This window comes from Vibrio sp. RE86 (genome assembly GCF_013114545.1).
GTDB lineage: Bacteria > Pseudomonadota > Gammaproteobacteria > Enterobacterales > Vibrionaceae > Vibrio.
The window spans coordinates 15,913-40,377 of sequence record NZ_VTXI01000016.1; the positions used below are offsets into that span (position 1 = coordinate 15,913).

At 44.6% G+C, this 24,465-nt stretch carries 19 protein-coding genes; 13 read left to right on the forward strand and 6 right to left on the reverse strand.

Annotated elements, in window-relative coordinates; genetic code table 11:
• Position 1: 1 nt before the first annotated feature.
• Positions 2-454: a TetR family transcriptional regulator gene (locus F0231_RS14805; protein WP_171760473.1), complete on the reverse strand. Its 453-nt coding sequence runs from the start codon at positions 452-454 to the stop codon at positions 2-4.
• 287 nt (positions 455-741) lie between these two features.
• Here F0231_RS14805 and F0231_RS14810 point away from each other — a divergent pair, with 287 nt between their 5' ends.
• The gene (locus F0231_RS14810; RefSeq protein ID WP_171760474.1) at positions 742-1,218 is read left to right on the forward strand and encodes a hypothetical protein; all 477 of its coding nucleotides are present in this window, start codon (positions 742-744) and stop codon (positions 1,216-1,218) included.
• 78 nt (positions 1,219-1,296) lie between these two features.
• On the opposite strand, the gene msrB is transcribed toward F0231_RS14810, so the two are convergent.
• Positions 1,297-2,433, reverse strand: a complete 1,137-nt coding sequence (gene msrB, locus F0231_RS14815) for a peptide-methionine (R)-S-oxide reductase MsrB (protein ID WP_171760475.1) — start codon at positions 2,431-2,433, stop codon at positions 1,297-1,299.
• A 151-nt stretch (positions 2,434-2,584) separates the two neighbouring features.
• A complete protein-coding gene (locus F0231_RS14820) occupies positions 2,585-3,787 on the reverse strand; it encodes an aromatic amino acid transport family protein (protein ID WP_171760476.1) in 1,203 nt (400 codons plus the stop codon).
• A 572-nt stretch (positions 3,788-4,359) separates the two neighbouring features.
• On the opposite strand from F0231_RS14820, the gene F0231_RS14825 reads away from it, so the two are divergent.
• The 7 genes from F0231_RS14825 to F0231_RS14855 all read left to right on the forward strand — a co-directional run bounded on the left by F0231_RS14825 (position 4,360) and on the right by F0231_RS14855 (position 12,491).
• A complete protein-coding gene (locus F0231_RS14825; protein WP_171760477.1) occupies positions 4,360-4,947 on the forward strand; it encodes an ACP phosphodiesterase in 588 nt (195 codons plus the stop codon).
• A gap of 194 nt (positions 4,948-5,141) precedes the next feature.
• Complete coding sequence (locus F0231_RS14830; protein WP_171760478.1) at positions 5,142-5,996, forward strand: ABC transporter substrate-binding protein; 855 nt, start codon at positions 5,142-5,144, stop codon at positions 5,994-5,996.
• Complete coding sequence (locus F0231_RS14835; protein WP_171760479.1) at positions 5,996-7,471, forward strand: methyl-accepting chemotaxis protein; 1,476 nt, start codon at positions 5,996-5,998, stop codon at positions 7,469-7,471. The genes F0231_RS14830 and F0231_RS14835 overlap by 1 nt, the downstream gene beginning before the upstream one ends.
• A gap of 58 nt (positions 7,472-7,529) precedes the next feature.
• The gene (locus F0231_RS14840) at positions 7,530-8,693 is read left to right on the forward strand and encodes an extracellular solute-binding protein (protein WP_171760480.1); all 1,164 of its coding nucleotides are present in this window, start codon (positions 7,530-7,532) and stop codon (positions 8,691-8,693) included.
• Positions 8,690-10,630 (forward strand): GGDEF domain-containing protein, encoded by a 1,941-nt coding sequence (locus F0231_RS14845; RefSeq protein ID WP_171760481.1) that lies wholly within the window; start codon positions 8,690-8,692, stop codon positions 10,628-10,630. Before F0231_RS14840 ends, F0231_RS14845 begins: the two co-directional genes overlap by 4 nt.
• 53 nt (positions 10,631-10,683) lie before the next feature.
• Complete coding sequence (locus F0231_RS14850) at positions 10,684-11,943, forward strand: DEAD/DEAH box helicase (protein ID WP_171760482.1); 1,260 nt, start codon at positions 10,684-10,686, stop codon at positions 11,941-11,943.
• An 11-nt stretch (positions 11,944-11,954) separates the two neighbouring features.
• The gene (locus F0231_RS14855) at positions 11,955-12,491 is read left to right on the forward strand and encodes a GNAT family N-acetyltransferase (protein WP_171760483.1); all 537 of its coding nucleotides are present in this window, start codon (positions 11,955-11,957) and stop codon (positions 12,489-12,491) included.
• A 47-nt stretch (positions 12,492-12,538) separates the two neighbouring features.
• Here F0231_RS14855 and F0231_RS14860 read toward each other — a convergent pair whose 3' ends face one another.
• Positions 12,539-13,666 (reverse strand): fatty acid desaturase, encoded by a 1,128-nt coding sequence (locus F0231_RS14860; protein ID WP_171760484.1) that lies wholly within the window; start codon positions 13,664-13,666, stop codon positions 12,539-12,541.
• A gap of 270 nt (positions 13,667-13,936) precedes the next feature.
• Here F0231_RS14860 and F0231_RS14865 point away from each other — a divergent pair, with 270 nt between their 5' ends.
• Positions 13,937-16,225, forward strand: coding sequence for an Ig-like domain-containing protein (locus F0231_RS14865; protein ID WP_171760485.1), 2,289 nt, complete (start codon positions 13,937-13,939; stop codon positions 16,223-16,225).
• Here the strand turns inward: F0231_RS14865 and F0231_RS14870 are convergent.
• On the reverse strand, positions 16,218-16,979 hold the full coding sequence (locus F0231_RS14870) for a transcriptional regulator (RefSeq protein ID WP_171760486.1): 762 nt from the start codon (positions 16,977-16,979) through the stop codon (positions 16,218-16,220). The genes F0231_RS14865 and F0231_RS14870 overlap by 8 nt on opposite strands.
• 174 nt (positions 16,980-17,153) lie before the next feature.
• Between F0231_RS14870 and F0231_RS14875 the strand changes: the two genes are divergently transcribed.
• The 4 genes from F0231_RS14875 (at position 17,154) to F0231_RS14890 (ending at position 22,722) form a co-directional block, all read left to right on the forward strand.
• Positions 17,154-17,714 (forward strand): GNAT family N-acetyltransferase, encoded by a 561-nt coding sequence (locus F0231_RS14875; protein WP_171760487.1) that lies wholly within the window; start codon positions 17,154-17,156, stop codon positions 17,712-17,714.
• A 100-nt stretch (positions 17,715-17,814) separates the two neighbouring features.
• On the forward strand, positions 17,815-18,933 hold the full coding sequence (locus F0231_RS14880) for an efflux RND transporter periplasmic adaptor subunit (protein ID WP_171760488.1): 1,119 nt from the start codon (positions 17,815-17,817) through the stop codon (positions 18,931-18,933).
• 10 nt (positions 18,934-18,943) lie between these two features.
• Entirely contained in the window at positions 18,944-22,096 is a 3,153-nt protein-coding gene (locus F0231_RS14885) for an efflux RND transporter permease subunit (protein WP_171760489.1), read from the forward strand.
• A gap of 230 nt (positions 22,097-22,326) precedes the next feature.
• Positions 22,327-22,722 (forward strand): VOC family protein, encoded by a 396-nt coding sequence (locus tag F0231_RS14890; protein WP_171760490.1) that lies wholly within the window; start codon positions 22,327-22,329, stop codon positions 22,720-22,722.
• Positions 22,723-22,804: 82 nt separating this feature from the next.
• On the opposite strand, the gene F0231_RS14895 is transcribed toward F0231_RS14890, so the two are convergent.
• Positions 22,805-24,376 carry an arylsulfatase gene (locus tag F0231_RS14895; protein ID WP_171760491.1) on the reverse strand — a complete coding sequence of 524 codons (1,572 nt, stop codon included), beginning with the start codon at positions 24,374-24,376 and terminating at the stop codon, positions 22,805-22,807.
• Positions 24,377-24,465: the final 89 nt, after the last annotated feature.

Genomic DNA, 24,465 nt, shown 5'->3' on the forward strand with positions numbered 1-24,465 from the left:
CCTAGTCTTGAGCCATGTATTGAGGCAGGTTTACAACCGCATATCCAATCGCTCGATAGATCGTCGCTTCGATCATTTGTTTATCTTCTCCTTGTATGAGCGCCATTAGTCCAGTAAACCCTTTGTCTGGTGGAATGATTGGGCCAAGAACGCTGATAGAAGAGCGAAACTCTGCGGAATTGTGCAAGGCTTTTATCCAGGAGTGATAAAACGCCTCGCAAGAATTAAAATCGAGTGTTTGATAAAGGATCTTGGTCAAAATAGGCTCTAACTCCCGAGCGATATCGTCTTTCTTAGCAAAGTGAGTGTTAATACCAGAGCGAGACATAGGGATAGCTTTCGCGATGTTACCCAATGTGACTTTATCGAAGCCTTGTTCCAGAGTAATTAACAAAGCGGTATCGATGATTTTCTGACGAGTTAGAGCTGCTTCTTGAGCGGTCGCTTTAGCCATGTTTGTGTGTAGTAGGTTGATTTTATTAAGTGGTTATTAGTATAAGCACTTATGCTCTTACGCCAAGGCAAATTATTGTATAAAAGGTTTCGGACTTTAATGTTTCATTCAAATTACCGTTTTGTTGGCTCAACATTAAACCGCAACGTGATATGAAGTGACTCGGGTTATTTAAAGGAACTCTATAAATTGGCGTGAAATGGCAATTATTGGACCAGATATGCTCCTAATATAACCCTTGTTGATGATTCGCAGCCTAAACAATCGGCGTTTATAAGGGTAAAAATATGAGCACTTCAGAGAAAGTATATGGTTTTAATACTCCACAGCGTTTGTTTGTTGGTTACACATTGGCCGTTCTTGTCGATTTAACGGTGTTGAATCTATACAACGAGTTTTGGGGCTACGTCACTATCAGTTCGTTCAGTATCTCATTGGCTGCTGCGATTCTTCTTCAGTTGCTGCTAAAACTGTCTATCAAAGCAGAGCACAAGCTGGCTGAATACTTTAAAGCGAAAGAAGGTCTTGCTCCGAAGATCATGCGCGGTCTGTCTTCTTATGTCATTCTTGTCGGTTCGAAGTTCGTTATGCTTGAAGCAATCAACTTAGCCTTTGGTAGCGATATCGACTTTAGCGGCCCTTTGAACGGTGTCGTAGCCTTCTTTGCGGTAGTGTTTACCATTTTAGTTGCAGAAATCACTGTTTCTAAGATCTATTTTAAACTCGGAGACGAAGTCAAGAGTGAAGAGCTTCAGAAGGCGTGATAATTGGTTTCCTGAGATTAAAAAAGAAAGGGCAACCCTGTGTGGGATTGCCCTTTTTTCTATCGACGTTTGGATGGATTAACTGTCGAACAGATGTAGGTATTCTCCGTAACCCTCTTTTTCTAATTCCTCTGCGGGAATGAATCGCATCGCTGCGGAGTTCATGCAGTAGCGTAGACCAGTAGGCGCTGGACCATCTTTAAATACATGGCCTAGGTGCGAATCAGCAAAACGGCTTCTCACTTCAGTACGAGGGTAGAGCAAGTGATAATCAGTTTTTGTGACGATGTAACCTTCATTAATCGGTTTGGTAAAGCTTGGCCAACCAGTCCCTGATTTGTATTTGTCGGTTGACGAGAACAAAGGTTCGCCAGAAACGATATCCACATAAATACCTTCTTGTTTGTTATCCCAGTATTCGTTGTTAAATGCGCGCTCTGTTCCTTCCTCTTGGGTTACATAATATTGAATGTCAGATAGTTTAGCTTTGATCTGTTTATCAGATGGTTTGTCGTAAGCTTTGATATTTGAAACCGCTTTTTTCTCATCAATTAGCTGACGAAGAGTGACTGGGTTTTCCTCTCGGTCCTCACCGAAGATGTTATCGAGGTATTTGTCACGGCCAGACGCATAACGATAGTAGTTGTAACGAACCTTATTTCGTTTGTAGTAGTCTTGGTGATAATCTTCGGCAACCCAAAACGTATCAAACTCGATCAACTCGGTTTTAAGTGGCTTCTTAAAGATACCCAAATCATCAATTTCGGCGATGAACTGCTCAGCAACCTGCTTTTGTTCCGCATTATGGTAGAAAATAGCAGGGCGGTAATGGCGACCGCGGTCAACAAACGAACCTTGATCGTCGGTTGGGTCAATGTGACGGAAAAACTGATCGAGAATCTGCTCATAGCTGACGGCTTTAGGATCGTATTTCACTTCAATGACTTCGATGTGTCCTGTTTTGCCTGAAGAAACTTGCTTATAGGTTGGGTTTTCAACGTCACCACCTGAGTAGCCAGAAACGACATCGATCACTCCGTGAAATTTCTCAAGATCGGATTCTGTACACCAGAAGCAACCACCAGCCAGTGTTGCAACTTCATATCCATTTGAAGTTGTGTGTTTTTTCATATCGCTATCTGCATTGCCAACAAAAGAGGCAAGTGCGGCAAGAGCTGCAATAGCAGTGAAGGCAAACTTAAACTTCGTTTTCATATCAACCTCATCGATTGTTTATCGTTGTTGAATAATAGGAACGGATGACCTTCGGAAAAATTGCAAAGCGTTTTAAGTTTTTATTCATTTGTATGGAGAAAGGATCAAAAACGGCGTCGCATGGACGCCGTTTTGTTGTTTGAGTTAAGCCTTAGCCTAGCGACGGCAATATACCGATTGTGATAAGAATTTGCGCACCGACAATCAGTACGCCAATTACGCTGCTGGCGATAAGTGCAGGGTTACCACCCAATACTTGGTAATGCGGCGTCGTTGCCTCTAGTCTCGCTTTTTTAACCATCATAATTGGTAAGAAAATAGCGAGAACGACAAGCGCAATCGCTGCGTAACCAAGAGCCATGATGAAGCCTTGAGGGTAGAACAGAGCAAAGCCCATCGGCGGTAAGAAGGTGACTAAACCAACGAGCGCACGAGAATGTTGCTTACCCTGTTTTTTCAACGTGTCACCTAAGAACTCAAACAATCCTAGGCTAACACCTAAAAAGGATGTCAGAAGTGCTAGATCGGCGAACACACCGATGGTTTGGCCCAAACTTGTTTTGTGCACAGTGGTAGCAAGTGTACCAATTAATGCGCTTAGTCCTTGGTTGTCGAGTAGTGTCGATTGCTCAACCACCCCTAAAGTAACGACCTGCCAAAAAACATAGATAACGAGCGGAATTGCAGAGCCGATGAGTATCGCTTTGCGTAGTGATGGAGTGTCACCATCTAGGTAGTTAACAATGGCTGGAATACTGCCGTGAAAACCGAAAGAGGTAAAAATGACAGGGATAGCGGCAATCACAAGTCCTTGCTCGACAGGCATGCTCAATAGGTAAGACTCTGTGACGTTAGGCGCTAAGAAGGTGAGTACCAATGCCATAGCGACAATCTTTACCAAGAATAGAACTCGGTTAACTTTATCAACTGTCGATGTACCAATTGTCACCACGGAGGCAACGATCAAGGTAAACAGCAGAGTCGCCGTTGTGCCTGAAACTTCTAATCCGGTAAAGCCCGAGATACGTTCAGCAAACTGCGCGCTGCCACCAGCAATGTACGCTGCGCATAGTGCGTAGAATAGAAACATCATTGCAAAGCTCGCGAGCCATTTCCCTTTTGTACCGAGAAACTGTTTGGCTAACGTATGCAAGGTCGCGTCTTGCTCAGCGTGTTGATGGATCTCGACCATGAGCAGGGCGGTATACGCCATCAGTGCCCAAAGTGCGACCATAATGATAAGAGAGGTGGTAAATCCAATACCAGCGGAAGCGAGTGGTAGCGCTAACATACCTGCACCAATGGTTGTGCCAGCTATGATCAAAGTACTACCCAATACCTTTGATTTAGTCATTGTACATTATTCTTTACGTTTAATTGTTCTGTTTAGGCCTTAAAACTAGAATATTTATGAATACCTAGCGTATTAACCTGCTTTTTCGATGATTATTCAGCATTATCTCTTGCCGATCAAGCTAAATGTACGAATTATTTACCACTAGTGTAATGTAATATTTACATGCTCGCGATGGGTTTGCGTAAGTAATCGATTACATGAGATGTAATTCAAAACGCGGCCAGATTTTACTTTGCGCTTTCAAAAAACTGTCATATAAGTGGTTTAAAAAGGAAGGCAAGAACCACATAGTATGGGTAAGACCCGTGTGGTCTTGATATTGTTTTTAAAAAGGAGGTCAGAATGAGTGACCAAATAATCAATGAAGAATGCCTAGAGCTTCTAGACGCGATGGAAATTGGCTTCGAACTTTCAGACTACGAACAGTCAATCGAAGAACTCGCAGAAGAAATCTTTAAATAATCTTCATAAAAGAAGGCTACCTTGAAGCGTAGCGACCAGAAAGAGCCAGTGCAAACGCGCTGGCTTTGTGCTTTTATAGACAGAGAGCATTTAACACGGTCAATCTATTGAACTATCTTGCCCACCTTCACATTGCTGAGCATTGTCAATCTAGCCCGCTAGGTAACCTTCTTGGAGACTTTGTCAAAGGCGATCCGGCTTCTCAATATCCCAAACCGATTTCAGATGGTATCAAACTGCATCGATTTGTTGACTCGTTTACTGATAGTCATGAGATCATGGCTGAAATTAAACCACTATTTCCCAAAGAGACTCGAAGATACTCAGGTATTGCGTTAGATATGTTTTGGGATCACTGCTTAGCAGTCAATTGGCAACAGTACCATTCTGATAGTTTGGATGGTTTCTCTCGTCATATGGCACGAGTTACTCAGGATGAATATAGGGGCGAGTTGCCAGAACGCTATCAACGTGTCTCGGCTAGTATGTGGCGTGATGGGTGGCTGGTGTCCTATCAACACATGGACAATATTGAATTTGCTCTTGAAAGGATTGCTCTTCGTTCCGCTAGAATGGCACCTCTCGCATCTTGTTTCACAACGCTCGACACGCACTATTTACAACTTAAAGACTTGTTTGGGCAGTTTTACCCGAAAGTATTACTAGAGTCTGCTAAAAAGTCACAAAGTCTATAAAGTAGCATTTCATTCTGAAAAAACCATTTTCCCCTTCGTTAATCCAATTAATTGACTGGAACAAGATAACTAAATTGCCCGCCCAAATGATATTTTCTCGGTTAATAGAAATTCGCGAACCGTAGATTAGTTGAAATCCCTTCATCATATGGCATGATGTGCGTTTTGTTTTGCTGTTATTGATGGATTAAATAATGAGAAAGCTGATTGGTGCTATTGCGCTTGCTGTTGTCAGCGTAAGCGGGTTCGCGCAAACATTAAACATTCCCGGAAAAGTAGGGGAAGACAAGTTTACCGTCACTTTGTTAAAGGAATTTGTAAAGCGAAGCGACAACTATGATCAAGTACACCACATTTATGGTACGTCTGGTGACCCTGCACAAAGTAAAATGATGGCAGATGTCGAGTTAGGCAGCCTAGATGTTGTTTGGATGGGGACAACCAAAGAGCTTGAAACGTCATTAAGCCCAGTCTACGTGCCTATCTATCGCGGCTTGCTAGGGATGCGCTTACCGATCGTTGAACGCGACAAAGCTGATATTTTCAATCACGTAGATAGCCTGTCTGAAATGCAGCGCTTTACTGCATGCCAAGGAAAAACCTGGTCAGATACGCTGATTCTAGAAGCGAATGGCATTAACGTCGCGAAAAGCCTGAAATACCCGAACCTGTTTTACATGCTAGAAGGCGATCGTTGTGATTACTTTCCGCGTGGATTCTTCGAACCCTACCCAGAAGTTCAAACCTATAGCCATTTAAACTTGACGGTCGATGAGCATGTCATTTTACGCTATCGCATGCCGCTGTTTTTCTTTACAGCGAAGAACAAGCCAGAACTGGCGAGAGAAATGACTCAAGTCTTTGCTGACATGTATCAAGACGGCTCATTCCAATCTCTGTTTTTCGCAGAGCCTGAAATTGCAGATGCAATGCGCCAAGCGAAAGTTGAAAAAAGAACGATCTTTGATTTGAGAAATCCAGAGCTTTCTGAAGCAACAAACAACATCCCATCTACCTATTGGTTCGATACCACGCAAGAGACTCACTAATGAAAAGTATTACTAGTAAAACGCTCGGAGTATTGATTGTCATTATGTTGCTGATTGGTGCGACAGTCTCGACAGTTCTTTACATGACTAAGCAAAACTCTGTTGAAGCAGGTTTTTTGGCGTACAAGTCGAACCTAAATAAGCAAATGTCGGTTATTCTGCAAGAGCCTCTGTATGTTTACGATGCCGATGTCAGCCAAGCGATCATTAACTCATTTTCTGATGATAAAAATATTACGTCGATTACTGTGGTTGATCAGCGTAATAAAAAGTTGGCTGAGATGAGCAAATCTCAACAGAGTGATGAGTCATTGACTGTTGATATTGAGTGGGAAGGAAAAGCGATTGGTAAAGTGATCATTGAGCTTTCACATTCAGAAAGTAACCAGCAACTTGCTCAAGCAACGAGACAGGCTATCTCCTCAATCGCTCTGTTCGTTGTGCTAATTTCCGCGGCGGTGTTTTTTATTTTGCAAAAGCTGGTTTTAAAGCCACTGAGTGAAGTGAATTCTACACTGGCTGATATTGCGGGCGGCGGCGGCGATCTGACGGCGCGAATCAATGTGAAAAGCAGCGATGAAATCGGCCAACTGGGTACAAGCTTCAATTCCTTTATCGCTACAGTGCAAGATATTGTTCAAGATATGGCGGGCGCAGCAAATCAGCTTAAAACGGTGTCTGGGAATGTACAATCGATCAAAGATCAAACCATTCAAAACACGTCAGCTCAAATTGAGTTAACTGATAATTCAGTGCACAGCATGCAAGAATTGGATCGTGCGACTCAGGAAATAGCAGGCAGCACAGAATCCGCCGTGCATAAAGCGGAGCATGTTCGTCTTGTCGCGTCACAAAGCCACCAAGCGGTTAACGCGAACATCGGTAGCATTGAGACTTTGGTGGGTAACCTAGAGCATACTGCTAGCGAGGTGTCGAGCCTTAAACAAGCCAGCGATAATATCGGTAGTGTGCTGGATGTGATCAAAGGGATTGCTGAGCAAACTAATTTACTGGCGCTCAATGCGGCTATTGAAGCAGCGCGTGCGGGTGATTCAGGTCGTGGTTTTGCCGTTGTAGCCGATGAAGTGCGTGCGCTTGCAAGTAAAACACATGCTTCTACGGAAGAGATCGAGAACATTATTCAGAAGCTACAAATGCAGGCAGAAGCGTCTTACCGTGCGACGCAAGAGAGTAAAGCGATGGTTGCTCAAACGATCGATTCTGCAGCTGAAACAGGTAATGCACTTGAGCAGATTAACTCAGAGATCGATGCAATGAACGATATGATCGTAACGATTTCCAGTGCGTGTGAAGAGCAGTCGACCATATCTTCAATGGTCAGAGACGATATGGACAAGCTCTCATCGGGTTCTACTCAGCTTACTAAGAACAATGAGATTCTCGACCGAGAGACGAGCCACCTTTTACAGCTCGGCAATCAATTAGTTACTCAAGTTCAAAAGTTCAAATATTGATAAGTTAATTCGATCGAAAGGAGGGCGACTAAGCTCTCCTTTGCCTACCACGGACGTTATGCATACTATTCTCGTAAAGTTCATCACAATATGCTCGATTTGCTTCTCGGGCTTTTCTCTTTCTACGACGTTAGAGATATGGTCAGGGCTAGAGCATGAGTTAGCTTTATCTTTAAAAGCAAAAGTGGAAGCGAAGACCCACCATAGAATCGAAGTTCGATCTTTCGATATTCATGCGCTGCGTGCAGAGTTGCTGGTGGCGGATGTAACCGATTCTTACTATCCCGATGCGATCTGGGTGCCTTCTGATTTTTTGAGTTTAAATCCGCACGTCAATTTTCATACGATTCCTAAGACTTGGTATGGTGAACATCAGTTTGAGCCTTTAGCGCTTGAGGCCGTAACGATAGAAAACCAAGTCAAAGCGATACCTTTTGCCATCGGCAACCATCTTGTACTTTACCATCGCACTTCCAATGGCAGTGAGCCGCCGACTTGGGAAGCGCTCATCGATCTCGCAAAACAAAGAGGCAAACCAAGTATCAGTTTCGCGAGCGACAACGTTTATCTCTCTACCGCATTTTATACCTTGTTTGATTACAGCAGTATGAATGACCTCAATCTATCAGGTGAAGTGGTGGTAAAAATCAGTCGTTTTATCGAAGAGCTAGAACGCACGCATACCATCCCTGCTAACTGTGGCATTGCTTGTGCGAGGAACAAGTTTATTAATGGTGAGGTCGATTATTTAATTGATGGGGACTGGGCATACAAAGAATTATCTTTAGCGTTGGGTAGTACGTTGGGGATTCAGTCACTACCAACGTATCAATCGAAAGTAATGACATCGTTTAGTGGGGCGAAAGTGTTTGCCATCACTCCGAAGGCAACCAAGTCTGAAGGTAAAATGAAGCTACTAAAGGCGATCGTTGATGGCATTATGCAGTACAACGAGCAGCGCCAAGAAGGGTTGTATATCTCGCCTTACCAAAACGTAAACCAAAGATTATTAGCGACGGGGCCAAGTGACTTTTCAACGTTGTACCGCGCATTTACACAATCAACTATGATGCCAAGTACCATCAAGATGAATGTTGTTTGGGAAGCCTTAGGGCGCGCGCAAAGTCGTTATCGTTCAGGTATGCCAGATGAAGAATTAGCCAAGTTCTATGAGTCGTTTGTAGACACACATCAAACCAGAATTGAGCGAGGATTTGAATGAACATTTCCTTGAAGCGTACCATTACTATTGTGCTGATCTTTGTCAGCTTAATGCCGGCTTATATCGTTGGTTCCCTGATGATTGATAAGCATTCGACCAACCAGATAGAGCAACAACAGAGAGCCATTGACGCAACGACAGAAGCCATTGCAACTCAAGTAACTCAACAGCTTTCATTTATCACACACCTAAGCCGTTGGTACGCTTCAAATCGATCAATTACGCGCGCAGTAGGTAACATCTACTTTTCTACTGTGGTCTGGGACATGATGGACCAGTTTAATAATCTTTCAGAGGTTGTGTCGTCGATCTATCTGATTGATGAAAACTGGCAACCGCTTTATGAAACAAACGGCAGCATTTACCACCTCGAAAACAGCCTATTACTCACTGAGATCAAGCGGCACAAAGTGGCTTATCAGATGGGGCAATCTGTTCATACCGCGTACTTTGAGCCTCACTTATCTGATGGTGGGCAACAAGGGATCGCGATTGTTACGCCTATCTTGCCTTATAAACTGCTAGAAGGTTCGGATTACACGCCGAAAGGTTATGCGCTAGTGTTGGTGAGCTTTGATTCGCTGAGTAAATTGGTGAAACCACTTTTGCTTGAAAGTGAGAGTGTTGATTTTGTTTATGGTGCTGCGCCGACGCACCTAACGACCCAAGGTATCGTTAGGTTACTGACTATCTCAGATGAGCTTCTATTCTCCGATATGAACTTGTGGTTTAAGCAGGAGATCTCCAACTATGAAAGGTTGAAAGAAGTTCAAGAATCGAAGAGCACGTTATTGCGATTTTTGCTCGTTGCTTTACTGGTCACTCTTGTGCTTGTTATTGGGTTCCATTCACTATTTTCGAAGCAGGTAATGAAAATTGAGTCCACGATGGATGCCTATCTTCGAAACCAGACGCCAATAGAAAACCGACATGTTTTTAGCGAATTCAATCGGATTGCCAACCTGTTGTCAGCGCTATGGAAGAGCATTCACCATCACACCGAAGAGTTGAACCAGAAAAACCAAGAGCTAAGCAGCGCAAACAAGCAAATCAGCGTCGCGAATCAAAAGCTCGAACAGCTTAACAACTCGTTAGAACAGCAAGTCGAAGAGAAGACTCTCCGCCTCCAAAGTGCATTATTGAAAGAAGAGCAGCAACAACAACAGTTGCTTAAAGTACTGGATTTCTTCTCGACAAAATATGAAGGATCGTTTCTTGATGCGTCGACGGTCATCAATGACCAGCTTGCCAATTTGTTTCCTCATACTCTCCCCACTTTTACTTTGTCGTCAGAAGAGATGGCTGCTTCAATTATGGTTAGAAACTCTGAAAATGACATATACGGCTATGTGTCATTGCGCAAAGGAACGACCTTTTCAGGAGAGGATTCGATAATCTTTGATATATACATCCGCCAACTGGCGTCATGGATTCAAAGTAGAGTGGGTCTACGTACAGACAGTCAAACGCAATGTCTAAATCGCCATGCCTTTGATGAAGACTTCTTGGTAATGCAAGTTAAGCTCAAGAAGAATCAACTTGAGGCAATATCTGTCCATATTATTGACTTGAATGGCCTTAAACCGATCAATGATAATTTGGGCCACGATGCGGGGGATGCCCTGATTGTTGCGGGTGCAGAGGTTATCAAACATCAATTGGGTCGCCAGTCGTTTTTATACCGTATTGGTGGTGATGAGTTTGCTGTTTTGAGCTACGGTTTCACTGAATCCGATGCGAGTGAGCTAACAGACAAGCTCATGAACGCTATACGAGAACAGGCTCATCGAAAAGTGGAAGGATACGATATGAACGTATCTTTCTCGGTTGGTTATGCAAGTTCAAGCGATACTCCAATGTCCGAGTTGTTTATGCAAGCCGACCAAAGAATGTACATTGAGAAGAAAAATCACTATCGCGCGTTAGCAAAAGCTTAAACACTCCATCTGCGTCTGATAGAATCGCCGCTCAATTTTATTGGGGAATATCTATGTCTGTTGAATTTTCATCTCTTGGTCTTAATACGGCGCTAGTATCGTCTATCGCGAAGTTAGGACTGATCAATCCTACTGAGGTTCAACAGCAGGCGATTCCACATGTTCTTGATGGACAAGACGTTCTCGCAGGCGCGCAAACTGGTACAGGTAAAACTGCCGCTTTTGGTTTGCCGATTTTGCACAAGCTGATTGAATCTGGCGCGAGCCGAGATCCTCAAAGCAATGATGTTCTTGCCTTGGTTCTTGTACCGACACGAGAGCTTGCGCAGCAGGTGTTTGACAACATGTCGCAATACGCGCAAGACACCGAAGTAAAGGTGGTGACAGCCTACGGTGGTACGAGCATGAACGTGCAAACCCGCAACCTTCACCAAGGCTGTGATATTTTGATTGCTACCCCTGGTCGTCTACTTGACCACCTATTTTGTAAGAACATCAATCTACTCAAGACGCAATTCCTAGTGCTTGATGAAGCGGATCGTATGTTGGATATGGGTTTTATGCCTGATATTAAACGTATTCTGAAACGCATGAGCGAAGAGCGACAGACGCTATTCTTCTCAGCGACGTTCGACAAGCGCATTAAAAACATCGCTTACAAAATGCTTGAAGAGCCGGTAGAAGTGCAAGTAACGCCTTCAAACAGCACGGCTGATACGGTTAAACAGATGGTTTATCCAGTTGATAAGAAGCGCAAAGCAGAATTATTGGCGTACCTGATTGGCTCACGTAACTGGCAACAAGTGTTAGTGTTTACCAAAACTAAGCAGGGCAGTGACGCATTAGCAAAAGAGCTAAAACTTGATGGCATCAAAGCCGCTTCAATTAATGGTGATAAGAGCCAAGGTGCACGCCAAAAAGCGTTGGATGACTTTAAGTCGGGTAAAGTTCGTGCGCTTATTGCAACCGATGTTGCCGCGCGTGGCCTAGACATTCAAGAGCTTGAGCAAGTTGTTAACTTTGATATGCCGTACAAAGCGGAAGATTATGTACACCGTATTGGTCGTACAGGTCGAGCGGGTAAAGAGGGCTTTGCTGTTTCTTTAATGAGCCGTGATGAAGAGTACCTATTGGAAGCGATCGAGCGCCTCCTTGATAGCAAGCTCCCTCAAGAATGGCTTGAAGGCTTTGAACCAAGCTTAATTGAAGAGATTGACCCTGAGCGAACTTCGAAGCGTGGCGGCAGAAATTCAGACAAACGCAAAATGAAAGCTAAACTGAAGATTCATGCTAACCGCGGTAAAAAGCGCTAACGAGTAAACAGATGGTCAGTCAAAAGGATTTAACTGATATCAAACTGGAGCTGCTGGACTTGAAAGATTCTCAGCAGCTTTTAGATTTTGAACAACAGAACCGGGATTGGTTTGAACAATTTATTCCCCCAAGAGACGACAACTTCTACTCAAGTGAAGGTGTTGTCTCTCATATCCAAGAGTTTCTTCTCGATTATAAGTGCCGTCAACTTTTACCGTTGCTGATTAAAAATGATCAGAGTGTGATTATTGGTAGGCTCAACTTCACTAACCTAGATTTTAACAAGAAGACTGCGCACGTCGGTTATCGTGTTGGCAAGCTTTCAACGTCAAAAGGTGTGGCACAACGCGCATTGGCGAGAGGGATGTCGATTCTGAAATCTCAAGGAATTCGCCGACTGTTTGCTTATGCGGAAGTAGGGAACTGTGCCTCTCAGAAGGTATTAACAGCCAATGGTTTCACCAAAGTAAGACTTGTTGAGCACTATGCGGAGCTTCACGGTAAGCCGATCGATTGTATTGAGTTTACGTACCTAATAGATCAATAAAGCCCTCAATTGTGAGGGCTTTATTATTGCGGTGGCGAGTTACGTGCTTATGCGTATTGAGCGACTAGCATATCCCAACTTTTACGTTGAACCGCCAACTCTTGCTTCATTTGTTGGTAGCGCACTTTAAGCAGAGATTGCTCATATTTCTGTGCCAAATCCGCCTTCTTCGACTCTAAAAGTTGTTTTTTCAGGTCGTAGTAGTCAGACATCTTGCCAACTAATGCATCAAACTCTTTATTTAACGTCTCATTAAGCAGTTTGGCGTTTGGCAGGCCACTGACCTTTTGAGAAGCTTTTGCTAATGATTGTTTCGCTATCGCTTTTTCAATTTTGAGCTTTGGTGTAACTCGAAGTTTGCGTGTTAAACCAAGCCATGAGCACGATTTAATCAACCATTTAGTCGGATCGTATTGCCACCAGTAGATGCCATTACGGTAATCATTCTCAAAAATGTGGTGGTAATTGTGGTAACCCTCGCCAAAAGTAAATACTGCTAGCACAGCGTTATCGCGCGCCGTGTTTTTATCGGTATAAGGTTGAGAACCCCAGATATGAGCAAGAGAATTAATAAAGAACGTCGAGTGGTGGCTTAGTACAAGACGAAGTGCACCAACGACCAAAATCATACCAAGGATATCACCGTGAATAACGCCCAATAGAATAGGGATACCAAAGTTAGTCGCAAGCGCGAGTGGTACATAGTATTTGTGCTGCCACATCACGGTTTTGTCTTTTTGTAGATCGCGACAGTTGGCGTAGTCATCGTAGGTGTTGGCATTGTACTCACGCAACATCCAGCCAATGTGAGAGAACCAAAATCCGCGTTTTGCTGAGTATGGATCTTTATCGTTGTTGTCTACGTGCTTGTGGTGAATACGGTGATCCGAACTCCAGTGAAGCGCACTGTTTTGTAAAGCAAACGCGCCACCAATTGCGAAGATGAATCTAAGTACAGGGTGCGCTTCATAAGTTTTATGAGACCATAGGCGGTGGTAACCTGCGGTAATCGACAAGTTACAGAATGAAAATGCGACTAAGAACCAAATCAGATGCTCAGCGCCATATCCTGATGTCATTCCATACCAAGGTACGAGAATAGCCGCGATCAAGAATGAAGATAAAAAGATAAATACATTTAACCAGATCAAAGGTGGTTTCTTAGAACTCGACATGGTGAATTCCTTTCAGCTAACAATTGTGCGCTAGAATATCAGCGCACACGTGTAAGTCAAACTGATTCCTCTCAATTTATGAGACCTCAATGACCTTTTTAGTAACAAGGTATAAGAATTGCTTTTTTGAGTGACCAAACCACGTAAAACGACCATTTCCATTAGTTGATTCCTTGAGTATCACTTTTTGCGCTCTTGTATTGCAATCCTCGGTACGGCGTATCGTTTCTGTTATTAATGCCTAATAGAGGGTTTATTAGAGTATTTGAAATGAAACGATTGATTGGGCTTTTAGCCAATACCTTGCTTTTAGTAACACCATTTTCGGTATCTGCTGAGGGTAGTCACCAGATGGGGATATCAGCGGCTGGGGTTGGGCAACCTTTGCACCAAAATACGGTGTTGTATGTACATGCTAAATCTGGCGAGACAATACACATCAATGCGTGTGACGCTGAGGTTGCTAACTTGGAAGTGGAGGTCTTCGACACCTATCTCGCTTCTAATGGCATGTATGCGCAGTGGAACAAGTTGACGTCGTTATCTTCTTCGGTTGCAACAGTGGATTGTGCCTCAGATATGACGGCTTCGTTGGCGCCAACGGCATTGCAATATACCGCCGCATCTGACGGTGTCTATGTGGTTCGATTTGTTGATGTCGCTGGGAACAGAACATTTGAACGTTGGGACATATCGGTAAATAGTAGCCCTCATGATTCCATTGATCCAACCAGAAACAGTGGCAATCTTTTCTCTTATACTTGGGCGTTTGTAACAGAAGGAACAACACAAGATCAGGCGACGACCACACGTCTATATGCCGTTGCACCAGGTGGGTTCGTAAATACCAATTATGTTTGGGTCCTAGACTTGAACGAATTCTCCGGTCATATCTATGACATCGTCGCCAACAGTGTAGGGTTGCCTTCGCCTGACTCCGGGCTTAGTAAAGAGCTATCAGGAACAGGAGTACCTATTCCTGAGTACCCTGTATATCTTAGCTATCCAATAGAAGCAGACATAAATCCAACACCGACCGAACCTCCTTCGTTTGTGGTTGGTGGAGAGCCAACTTTTGTTGGTACTGACGGTCAAATTGGCTTTCATCCAGAGCTTGGAGAGAGGGGAGAGATCACCTTTAGACCAAATATCTCGGGCACTTATGCAATCAAAATCGACACCAACCGTGATGGTCTTTTCGCAGACAATGATATGTACATTTCCGGTGACATGACGGCAAATACGGAAGTTCGAGCAGAGTGGGACGGGACAGATTCACTAGGTAATCATCTATCACAAGGGCAGTACAATATTGAAGTAGAGCTGAGAATTGGTGAATACCACTTTGTCGCACGTGATGTTGAGACAAGTGGTGGCGGTTCTGGCAACGGGTTGACCATTCTAAAAGCCGTTGACGCAGACACGGTTCAAGGTGCTCAAGTGTATTGGGATGATGCGACCTTTCTTGGTGGAAGTTCGACGCTACCAAATGGGGTACTTTCTACAGAGGAAGACGGCCCCCACCGCCACACATGGGGGGACTTTTCTGATGACAGCTTGGGCAACAATGCATACATCGATACCTATGTGATCGGAGAAAAAGTCTCAGCACAGATCGCCGGTCAACTTATCGATACGACAGCTCCTTCGTTTACAGAGGGTTTTGAACGAACTGTTGAGGTGATCGAGGATAACACTGCTGTTACTACGATTAACGCAACTGGTGGCGTGCCAAGTTATCGCTATGGAATAGAGGGGATTGATGCCTCGCTATTTTTGTTGACCCCTTCTGGTGAACTAGCATTTGTTACCGCACCAGGCTACTCAAGCCCGCAAGACAATGATGGAGACAACCACTATCAAATAGTCGTGACGGTAACGGATAGCTTAGATAGAAGTTCACAGCAAAATATTACCGTGTCTGTTTTATCTGATAATCGTGCCCCCGTTGCGTCAGACATAAGCGTAAAAGTTGTTGAAGACAGTGATGGAAATACCATCGTTATACATGCAGTCGATCTGGATGGTGATGGCTTGATCTACAGCATTGAAGCTATGCCAACATATGGCATTTTGGAGGGGGATGGTTCGACGTTTAAGTATACGCCCAATGCAAATTTCCACGGACAAGATCTCTTCACATTCTCGGCATTTGATGGTCAATTGAATTCAAATACGGCTGCCGTATACATCGATGTGTTAGCGGATCTTGATGGTGACTTGGACCCAGATATTACCGACCCAGATGATGACGGAGACAAGGTGCCTGATGCTGTTGAAGGCGACATTGATACGGATGGCGATGGCATACCCGATAGCCGTGATCTTGACTCAGACAATGACGGTATCTTGGATCAACATGAGAACGGTGATTTCAACAACGATGGGGTTGATGATCGAATCCAAAAACAAGCCCAAGTGACCACTGGTTTGAACGGTAACGGTGGCTCGATCAATGTCATTGCGATCATGATTTTAGTATTACTTTCTATTAGCAGATGCCCTAAATCAATAGTCAGTATTTTAGGGGGCGCGCTTAACCTGCGACCTTCTATTTAGATAAAACAGAAACCTCGCGGAGCAGTGTTCCGTCAATCTCTGGGAGTTCATCAGCTAGTGTAATCACTTTACCTTCCGCAACAGACATCATGATGTTGCGTTCAGGTGCTAGCTGATTTTCGATGTTTTGAGTGTGCAGAGTATTAATCTGATCATACAGGTTTGTTTCAACTTGCTCGACTTGCTGATTGGTCAAACGATAGCGAGAAAGGTACATATTCGGCCTAGGGCGTGAGGCCTCTTGGTGTTCTTTGAATCGTTTAACGAACAACTTGTCTAGCGCAGAGCCTTCTTTAATATAGAAACGTGAATGGCGAAGTTTTTTAATGTCATGGTGATCGATAACCTCTATATATCCCATCATTTCAAGTACGCGAAGATAGATTGTTATAGAAGCGTCACTCAATCCATGTTTATTCTGAATCTCGCTTACTGACATTTTGAGTGAAATCAGCATGTAAGCAAAGTCGAAAATATAGGGGTGCTGGCTGAAGATTTCATTATTTTCAGTAGAAATGTTACGCACATCTTGATGCTGGAATCGCTTAGCAAGTAGGGCAATTTCGACAATGTCAGTGTTTAGGAAATTGGCGTAAAACGTAATTTTGTCGATTCCCAAACTCGGATTATGAAATTGACGCTTCAAGCTGCTCACGGGTACTCCGCAACGCTGGGATAACTGAGAGAAATTGAGATCTTGCTGCTTCATTGTTTCGCGCAAGGCTTTCAAAAGATATTGTTCAGAAATCGACATATCGCTTCGCTTGATTTTATGGAATGGCGTATAAGCATTATAAATAGATTGGTAAGTAAGGCAACTAAGCACAAAGATGGTGCAACTATTGCCCTAGAATGTTTGGCTTTTAGTTGATTGTTTTATAGTATGAAGGGGTGAGCAATCCTTACAGGAAGTAATAAGGAACTATAAATGGAATTAAAAGTAGCTGAATATAGCGACTACGAGCGTATCGCCTCATTGCATGCCCAGAGCTGGCAAAAGTTTTATTACGGAATCTTGGGTAAAGATTTTTTAGAAAACGAGGTGACCGATGAACGTTCTGCGATTTGGCAAACTCGACTGATCAACCCTCCTTTCAACCAACACGTTCTCCTTATAGAAGAAGGCGGTTTGCTGTGCGGCTTTATCTGCGCTTTTGGCAACCATGACTTTGAAAAGGGGACGATCATCGATGCTTTGCATGTTGACCCTAGCTATCGTGGACGCGGTATTGGCGCGCAACTGTTGTCCGAAATGTCGAAGTGGATTTCTCAATACTTCCCGGACAATGGCGTTTATTTGGAAGTGATGAAAGAGAACAAGCAGGCAGTCGAGTTCTACAACCATTTAGGTGGTGAATGTACGCTAGAGCGCCTTTGGAATGCGCCGTGTGGTAATCAGGTGCCAGAGCTGGTGTACACTTGGAAATCGGCTGATGATTTACTGCAATCAGTGGAATCTCATTTAAAGTCAGAACTTGTAACAGCTTGAAACACTTAATGCATATGTTCTGATAATCCTCGGACATTTGCTTGTAGACCGTTAGGTAGCTTTAGATAAGCCCATTTTTTATTTATCTAACGGTCTATTCATGAAAAAAACGTTACTCTTCACGGCACTTAGTAGTGCTCTTTTTCTCGTAGGATGCGGCGACAACACCCAGGGACAGACACAGATGCCGGCCCAGCTCGTCGTTGCTGAACAGGCTCAATTCACACCACACCAACAAAGCAAATCCTATATTGGCCGTGTTGAAGCGGTAGAAGATACGAATATCACCGCTCAAGTAACAGGTTATCTGCAGTCTCGCCATTTTGAAGAAGGCGAGATGGTTGAGAAAGGCCAACTGTTATACTCGATTGAACCCTCGTCGTTCGAAGCGCAATTAGCAAGTGCCAAAGCCTCTTTAGCACAGGCAAAAGCAGAACTAAAAAAAGCACAACTTGACTTCGAACGTGGCAAAAACCTCCTTCCTAAAGGCAGTATTTCGCAGTCTGAATTTGATAACCTCAACGCCGCATTGCTTGGTGCTCAAGCTCAGGTTGAAGCGGGTAAAGCACAAACGCATTTAGCAGAAGTAAACCTCTCTTATACCCAAATCAAGGCGCCATTCTCAGGTCGTATTGCTCAAAGCAAGGTGAGTACGGGTGATTTGGTTTCTCCTCAGTCAGGCATTTTGACAACCTTAGTCAGCTTAGACCCAGTTCATACCAGCTTTAGTATCAGTGAACGAGAACGTTTAGAGCTTGGTATGGATCGCGTGGGTGGTGAAGGCTCAGCCGATGCGGTAGAAGTGCAAGTAGTGCTCGAAAATGGTCAGGCGTTCGATCACATCGGTAAGCTCGACTTCCTTGGTAACCGTATTGATTTGAACACCGGTACGATCGCGATGCGCGCTGTCGTAGACAACCCAGAGTATCGATTACTGCCTGGTCAGCATATTCGTGTTGAACTGCGTGAAAAACAAGCGCAAGACGTGATTGTGATTCCGCGTCGCGCTGTTCAAACCGATCTTGAAGGTAACTTTGTGATGATCGTAGCTGAAGGCAATGTTGCGGAAAGACGTAATGTTGAACTTGGGCGTCAACTGGATAACGGCGTGATTGTTAGAAGCGGTTTAAAAGCGGACGAACAAGTCATCACTCAAGGCTTACAGCGTATTCGTAATGGTGTGCCAGTGCGTTTTGAACAATCAGCAGATGCTCAATAAAGAGGTGTAAATGTTAAGTCGTTTCTTTATCCAGCGTCCTAAGTTTGCGCTGGTTATTTCGATCATACTGACACTGGCAGGTGCAATTTCACTTGCGATTTTGCCAGTGGCAGAGTACCCAAAAATCAGCCCGCCTTCAGTCAGCGTTTCTGCATTCTACACGGGTGCCAGTGCTGAAGTTGTTGAACAGGCAATCGCTGACCCCATAGAGACCTCAGTTAATGGCGTTGAAGATATGATCTACATGTCTTCAAAGAGTGCAAATGATGGTTCGTACAACTTAAACGTGACGTTTGATGTGGGTACCGATCCAGATATGGCACAGGTTAACGTCCAAAACCGTGTTGCGCAGATTGAGTCAAAGCTCCCTCAGGAAGTGAGAATGGTCGGTGTAACGGTGAAAAAACGTTCACCTGACTTACTGATGGTACTCAACTTCTACTCACCAAACGGTAAGTATGATGACCAGTTCCTCATCAACTATGTAAACCTCAATATTAAAGACCAACTGGCTCGTGTTAGCGGGATCAGTGAAGTTAACGTATTGGGTGGTGGTGAGTACGCGATGCGTGTCTGGTTAGACCCAGAGAAAATGGCGAACCTAAACCTAACGACAACTGACGTTTATGCAGCTTTAGCAGAGCAAAACGTTCAGGTTGCTGCGGGTCGAATTGGTGCTGCGCCATACAGCAATCCTCAAGAAGTTCAGTTTAACTTGGTGACAAAAGGCCGCTTAGAAACAGCTGACGAATTTGAGAATGTTGTACTGCGCGCTAGCCAAGATGGTTCAACGGTGTATCTAAAAGACGTTGCTCGTGTTGAACTGGGTAAAAAGTTCTATGATGGTAACGGTAAATACCGTGGTCAAGATGCGTCTATCGTGACGCTGTCACTTCAATCTGATGCTAACGCGCTTGAGAGTGGTAAAGCGGTCATGGCGATGCTTGAGAAGCTGAGCCATAACTTCCCTGAAGGCGTTGCTTACGAAACCAGTTACGACACAACGGTGTTCGTTGCCGAATCCATCAAAGGGGTAGTGAAGACGCTGATTGAAGCGATACTGCTTGTTATCGCGGTAACCTATCTATTCTTGGGTAGTGCTCGCGCTACATTGATTCCAGTTGTAGCTATTCCAGTGTCTTTGATCGGCACGTTTGCTGTTATGCAGATGACAGGCTTTACGATCAATACCGTGACCTTGTTTGGTTTGATTCTCGCGATCGGTATCGTGGTGGATGATGCCATATTGGTTATTGAGAACGTCGATACCACGATGGCGAAAGACCCAACCATCTCACCTCGTAAAGCGACACTGATTGCGATGAAAGAGGTAACTGGGCCAATCATCACGTCGACCTTGGTTCTGTTAGCGGTATTCATTCCTGTAGCGATGCTTCCGGGTATCACGGGGATCATGTATCGCCAGTTCGCCCTGACTATCTGTATCGCGGTTGTGATTTCATCGATCAACGCACTGACGCTATCACCAGCTCTCTGTTCTCTCGTTTTGAAGCAGGGGGGGGGCAATACCGCTCGTTGGTATCAAGCGTTTAACCGTGGCTTAGATCGCGTCACTGCAAAGTACGGCCAAGTAGCAAGCTTCCTTGTGAAAAAGGGCGTTCTACTCTTCGCTTTCTTCTTTGTCGCTTTGGCAGCCGTTACTTATTTCTCGAAGACAACGTCGACGGCGTTTGTACCTCAAGAAGATAAAGGCATCTTGTTAGTTAACGTTCAGCTACCAGACGCAGCATCTTTGTCTCGTACTGAAGAGGTAGCAGAGCAGCTACTTGAAATGGTAGAGCAAGAACCTGGTGTCGATGGTGTGACTTTGGTGAATGGTTATGCCTTCATGACAGGGGCATCAGCGTCTAACGGCGCGTCACTGTTTATCAAACTGCACGACTGGGATATGCGTAACGCGTTAGACGGCGATCATTCCGCATCAGATATTTCACGTCGTATTAATGGCCGTGCTGCGGTGGAATTGCCACAAGCGGTTGTGTTTGCGATGGGTCCACCAGCTGTACCGGGTATGGGCGCTGCGTCTGGCTTCGAATTTGTACTCGAAGATACGTTAGGCCGCAGTCGTAGCGACCTTGCAATGGTCATGGATGATGTGATTCAGAAAGCAAACCAGCAGCCTGAAATTTCTCGTACTTTCAGTACGTTCCGCGCCAATGTACCGCATTACTACGTCGACATTGATCGTGAAAAAGCGCAGCAACTGGGTATTCCACTGTCTGAAATCTTCCAAACACTGCAAGGTAACTTAGGTTCTTTGTACGTGAATGATTTCACGATGTTTGGTAAAAACTTCCGCGTAACGATGCAAGCGGATAGTGAGCACCGAAGCAACATGGATGATCTGCAACGCTTCCATGTTCGTTCATCGAGCGGTGAAATGATTCCACTGAGTACATTGGTGACTCACGAACAGATCTTTGAACCAGATGTCGCGTGGCGTTACAACATGTACCGCAGTGCGGTGATTCAAGGTCAGCCAGCACCAGGTTATTCAAGTGGTGACGCAATTGCTGCCATGGAGCGTGTTGCCGCAGAGGTTCTACCGCAAGGATATCAGTATGAATGGACAGGCATGGCTTACCAAGAAGTATTGGCAGGTAACCAAGCGATCTTTGCTTTCGCACTCGCATTGATCTTCATTTATTTGTTCATGGTTGCTCAGTACGAGAGTTGGACAATCCCTATCGCGATCATATTGGTGGTTCCGGTGGCAACGTTGGGTTCGTTCCTTGCGCTAAACCTCACTGGCACTCCGCTTAACTTGTATGCGCAAATCGGTTTGGTTCTGCTCATAGCGCTCGCCGCGAAGAACGCAATCTTGATTGTTGAATTCGCTAAAGTTGAGCGTGAAGATAAAGATGCCCCTATTGATGACGCAGCGGTTAAGGGTGGTACGTTACGTTTCCGCGCGGTAAACATGACATCGTGGTCGTTTATTCTGGGTATCTTCCCATTAATCTTCGCAGCGGGAGCAGGGCACGTTAGCCAGAACTCCCTCGGTATTTCACTGATTGGTGGTCTACTCTGCGTACTATTAGCAGGTACCTTCCTCATCCCTGGTTTCTATGCGTTTGTTCAGCGTCGACGTGAGAAAGCACATGGCGGAAATACCAAGCTGATACCGCTTGATGACGAATAGACCTATTTAATGCGACAATCCCCTTAGCCAATCGGCGAGGGGATTTTTTTTATTTGGAGAAGATACCAATCAAAATAAATATCTGGTCATTCTTGCTGGTTAAAATTGCTGATAGCTTCGTTATAGATTTTGTAGGTAGGTCAACTAGCTAGCTGCAATCTATGCCTTGCTCTAAGCAATTTTTCCTGCACAATTGTATGATCACTTATTTATCCCGATTGGTATTACACATGACAAAGCAGATGATTGGCAACGTTGCATTGGTGGTTAAAGAGTACGATGAAGCCGTTGCTTTCTACACGGAAAAGCTGGGTTTTACACTGGTTGAAGACACCGATTTAGGCGAAGGAAAACGTTGGGTGCAAGTTTCGCCACCAAACTCAAATGGAACTAACTTACTGCTCGCGCGTGCAACGACACCTGAGCAAGTGGATGCTATTGGTAATCAAACAGGTGGCCGCGTTTTCTTATTCTTACAAACTGACGACTTCTGGCGAGATTACAATCTCATGAAAGAGAAAGGTGTGGCGTTTTGTGAGGAGCCTCGTGAAGAGAGCTACGGCACAGTTGTCGTATTCAAAGATCTTTACGGCACTAAGTGGGACTTGCTGCAACTCTCTAAGTAAATCTCGAAATAAAAAGAAAGCCCTAGTCATGAACTAGGGCTTCGTTTTTCTAACCTATTAGTTGGTCTTTTGTGCTTTTCGGCTATTGAGCCAGCTTATTCTGAACCTGTTTCTGCAGTTGATCGAGTTGCTGCATCTTGCCTTGAAGACCAAGCGACTGATAGTTAATCGCTGCTGGGTTCATGATTTGACCTTGCTGCATTGGGTAATCAGGCAGAGTCTTAAAGAACTCACCTAGTACGTCTTGGATAGGAACGAATAGCCACATGTTATCTGCCATCCAGCGTAGGTACATACCTGACTCGTGCGGTGCTTTCTCAAATGGGTCAGCACGTAGGTGAATGATTTGAGGCCAGTTTGACTCTAAACGAACCGCATCAGTAATGTTACCTTCCAGTACAGCGAAGTGAAGTTTCCAGTCATTCCAACGTACCGCGTTTAGCTCACCGTTCGCACTGAAGTAAAGTAGAGACTCACGAGGTCCTTTGTCTTCCTTACCTTCGAAGAATGGCTTGAAGTTGTAACCGTCGATATGAACTTTCCAATCCTTACCGTTCGCTTTGTAACCTTCAGCAAGCTTCTCTTTCACATCAGGTACACCCGCAGCTGCCAATAGTGTTGGTAGCCAGTCTTGGTGTGCCATCATGTCGTTGATCTTAGTGCCAGGATCAATTGTTCCCGGCCAACGAACAAGTTGTGGTACGCGCATACCGCCTTCCCAAGTTGTGCCTTTTTCACCGTGGAATGGTGTTGCACCACCATCTGGCCAAGACACTGTTTCAGCGCCGTTATCCGTTGAGTAGATAACGATGGTGTTATCAGCGATACCCAAGTCATCAAGCTTGTCGAGTAGAATACCAACGTGATCATCGTGCTCTAACATACCGTCAGCGTAAATACTGATGCCAGACTTACCTTGATACTTCTCTTGTAGACGTGTCCAAACGTGCATACGAGTGGTGTTGTGCCAGATAAAGAACGGTTTGTCGTCTTTTACTGCTTTTTCCATAAACGCGAGAGAAGCGTCTAGGAATTCTTCGTCTGCGGTTTCCATACGCTTACGAGTCATTGGACCCGTGTCTTCGATTTTTCCGTCAGCGTATGATTTGATTACACCGCGTGGGCCGTAGTTCTTACGAAACTCTGGGTCTTTAGGGTAGTAGTAGGTTTCAGGCTCTTCTTCTGCATTTAAGTGATAAAGGTTACCAAAGAACTCGTCGAAGCCGTGTGCCGTTGGTAAGTGTTGGTCTTGGTCACCCAAGTGGTTCTTACCAAACTGAGCCGTCACATAGCCTTGTTCTTTTAGCAGGTCAGCCGTTGTTGGTGCCCAGTCTGGAATACCGTGAGTGGAGCCGGGCATACCAATCGTTAGCAAGCCAGTACGAAATGGTTCTTGCCCCGTGATGAATGAAGCGCGTCCTGCAGTACAAGATTGTTGTCCATAGTGGTCAGTAAAGAGGGCACCTTCATTCGCGATTCTATCGATGTTTGGTGTTTCGTAACCCATCATGCCTTGGTTGTATGCGCTGATGTTCCAGTAGCCCACATCATCACCAAAGATAGCTAAGATATTTGGTTGGTCTGCTGCCAACGCGGCTCCGGAGCTTGCTAGCATGCCGACGCCGACTGCCAATTTACTTATACGGTTAGCCATAACGACTCCAATAGTTGTTTGAAATTACAAGTGCTTGACCACACTCGGTTGGCTATACCTTAAAGCGTTATTTACGCTACGTCTTTTTA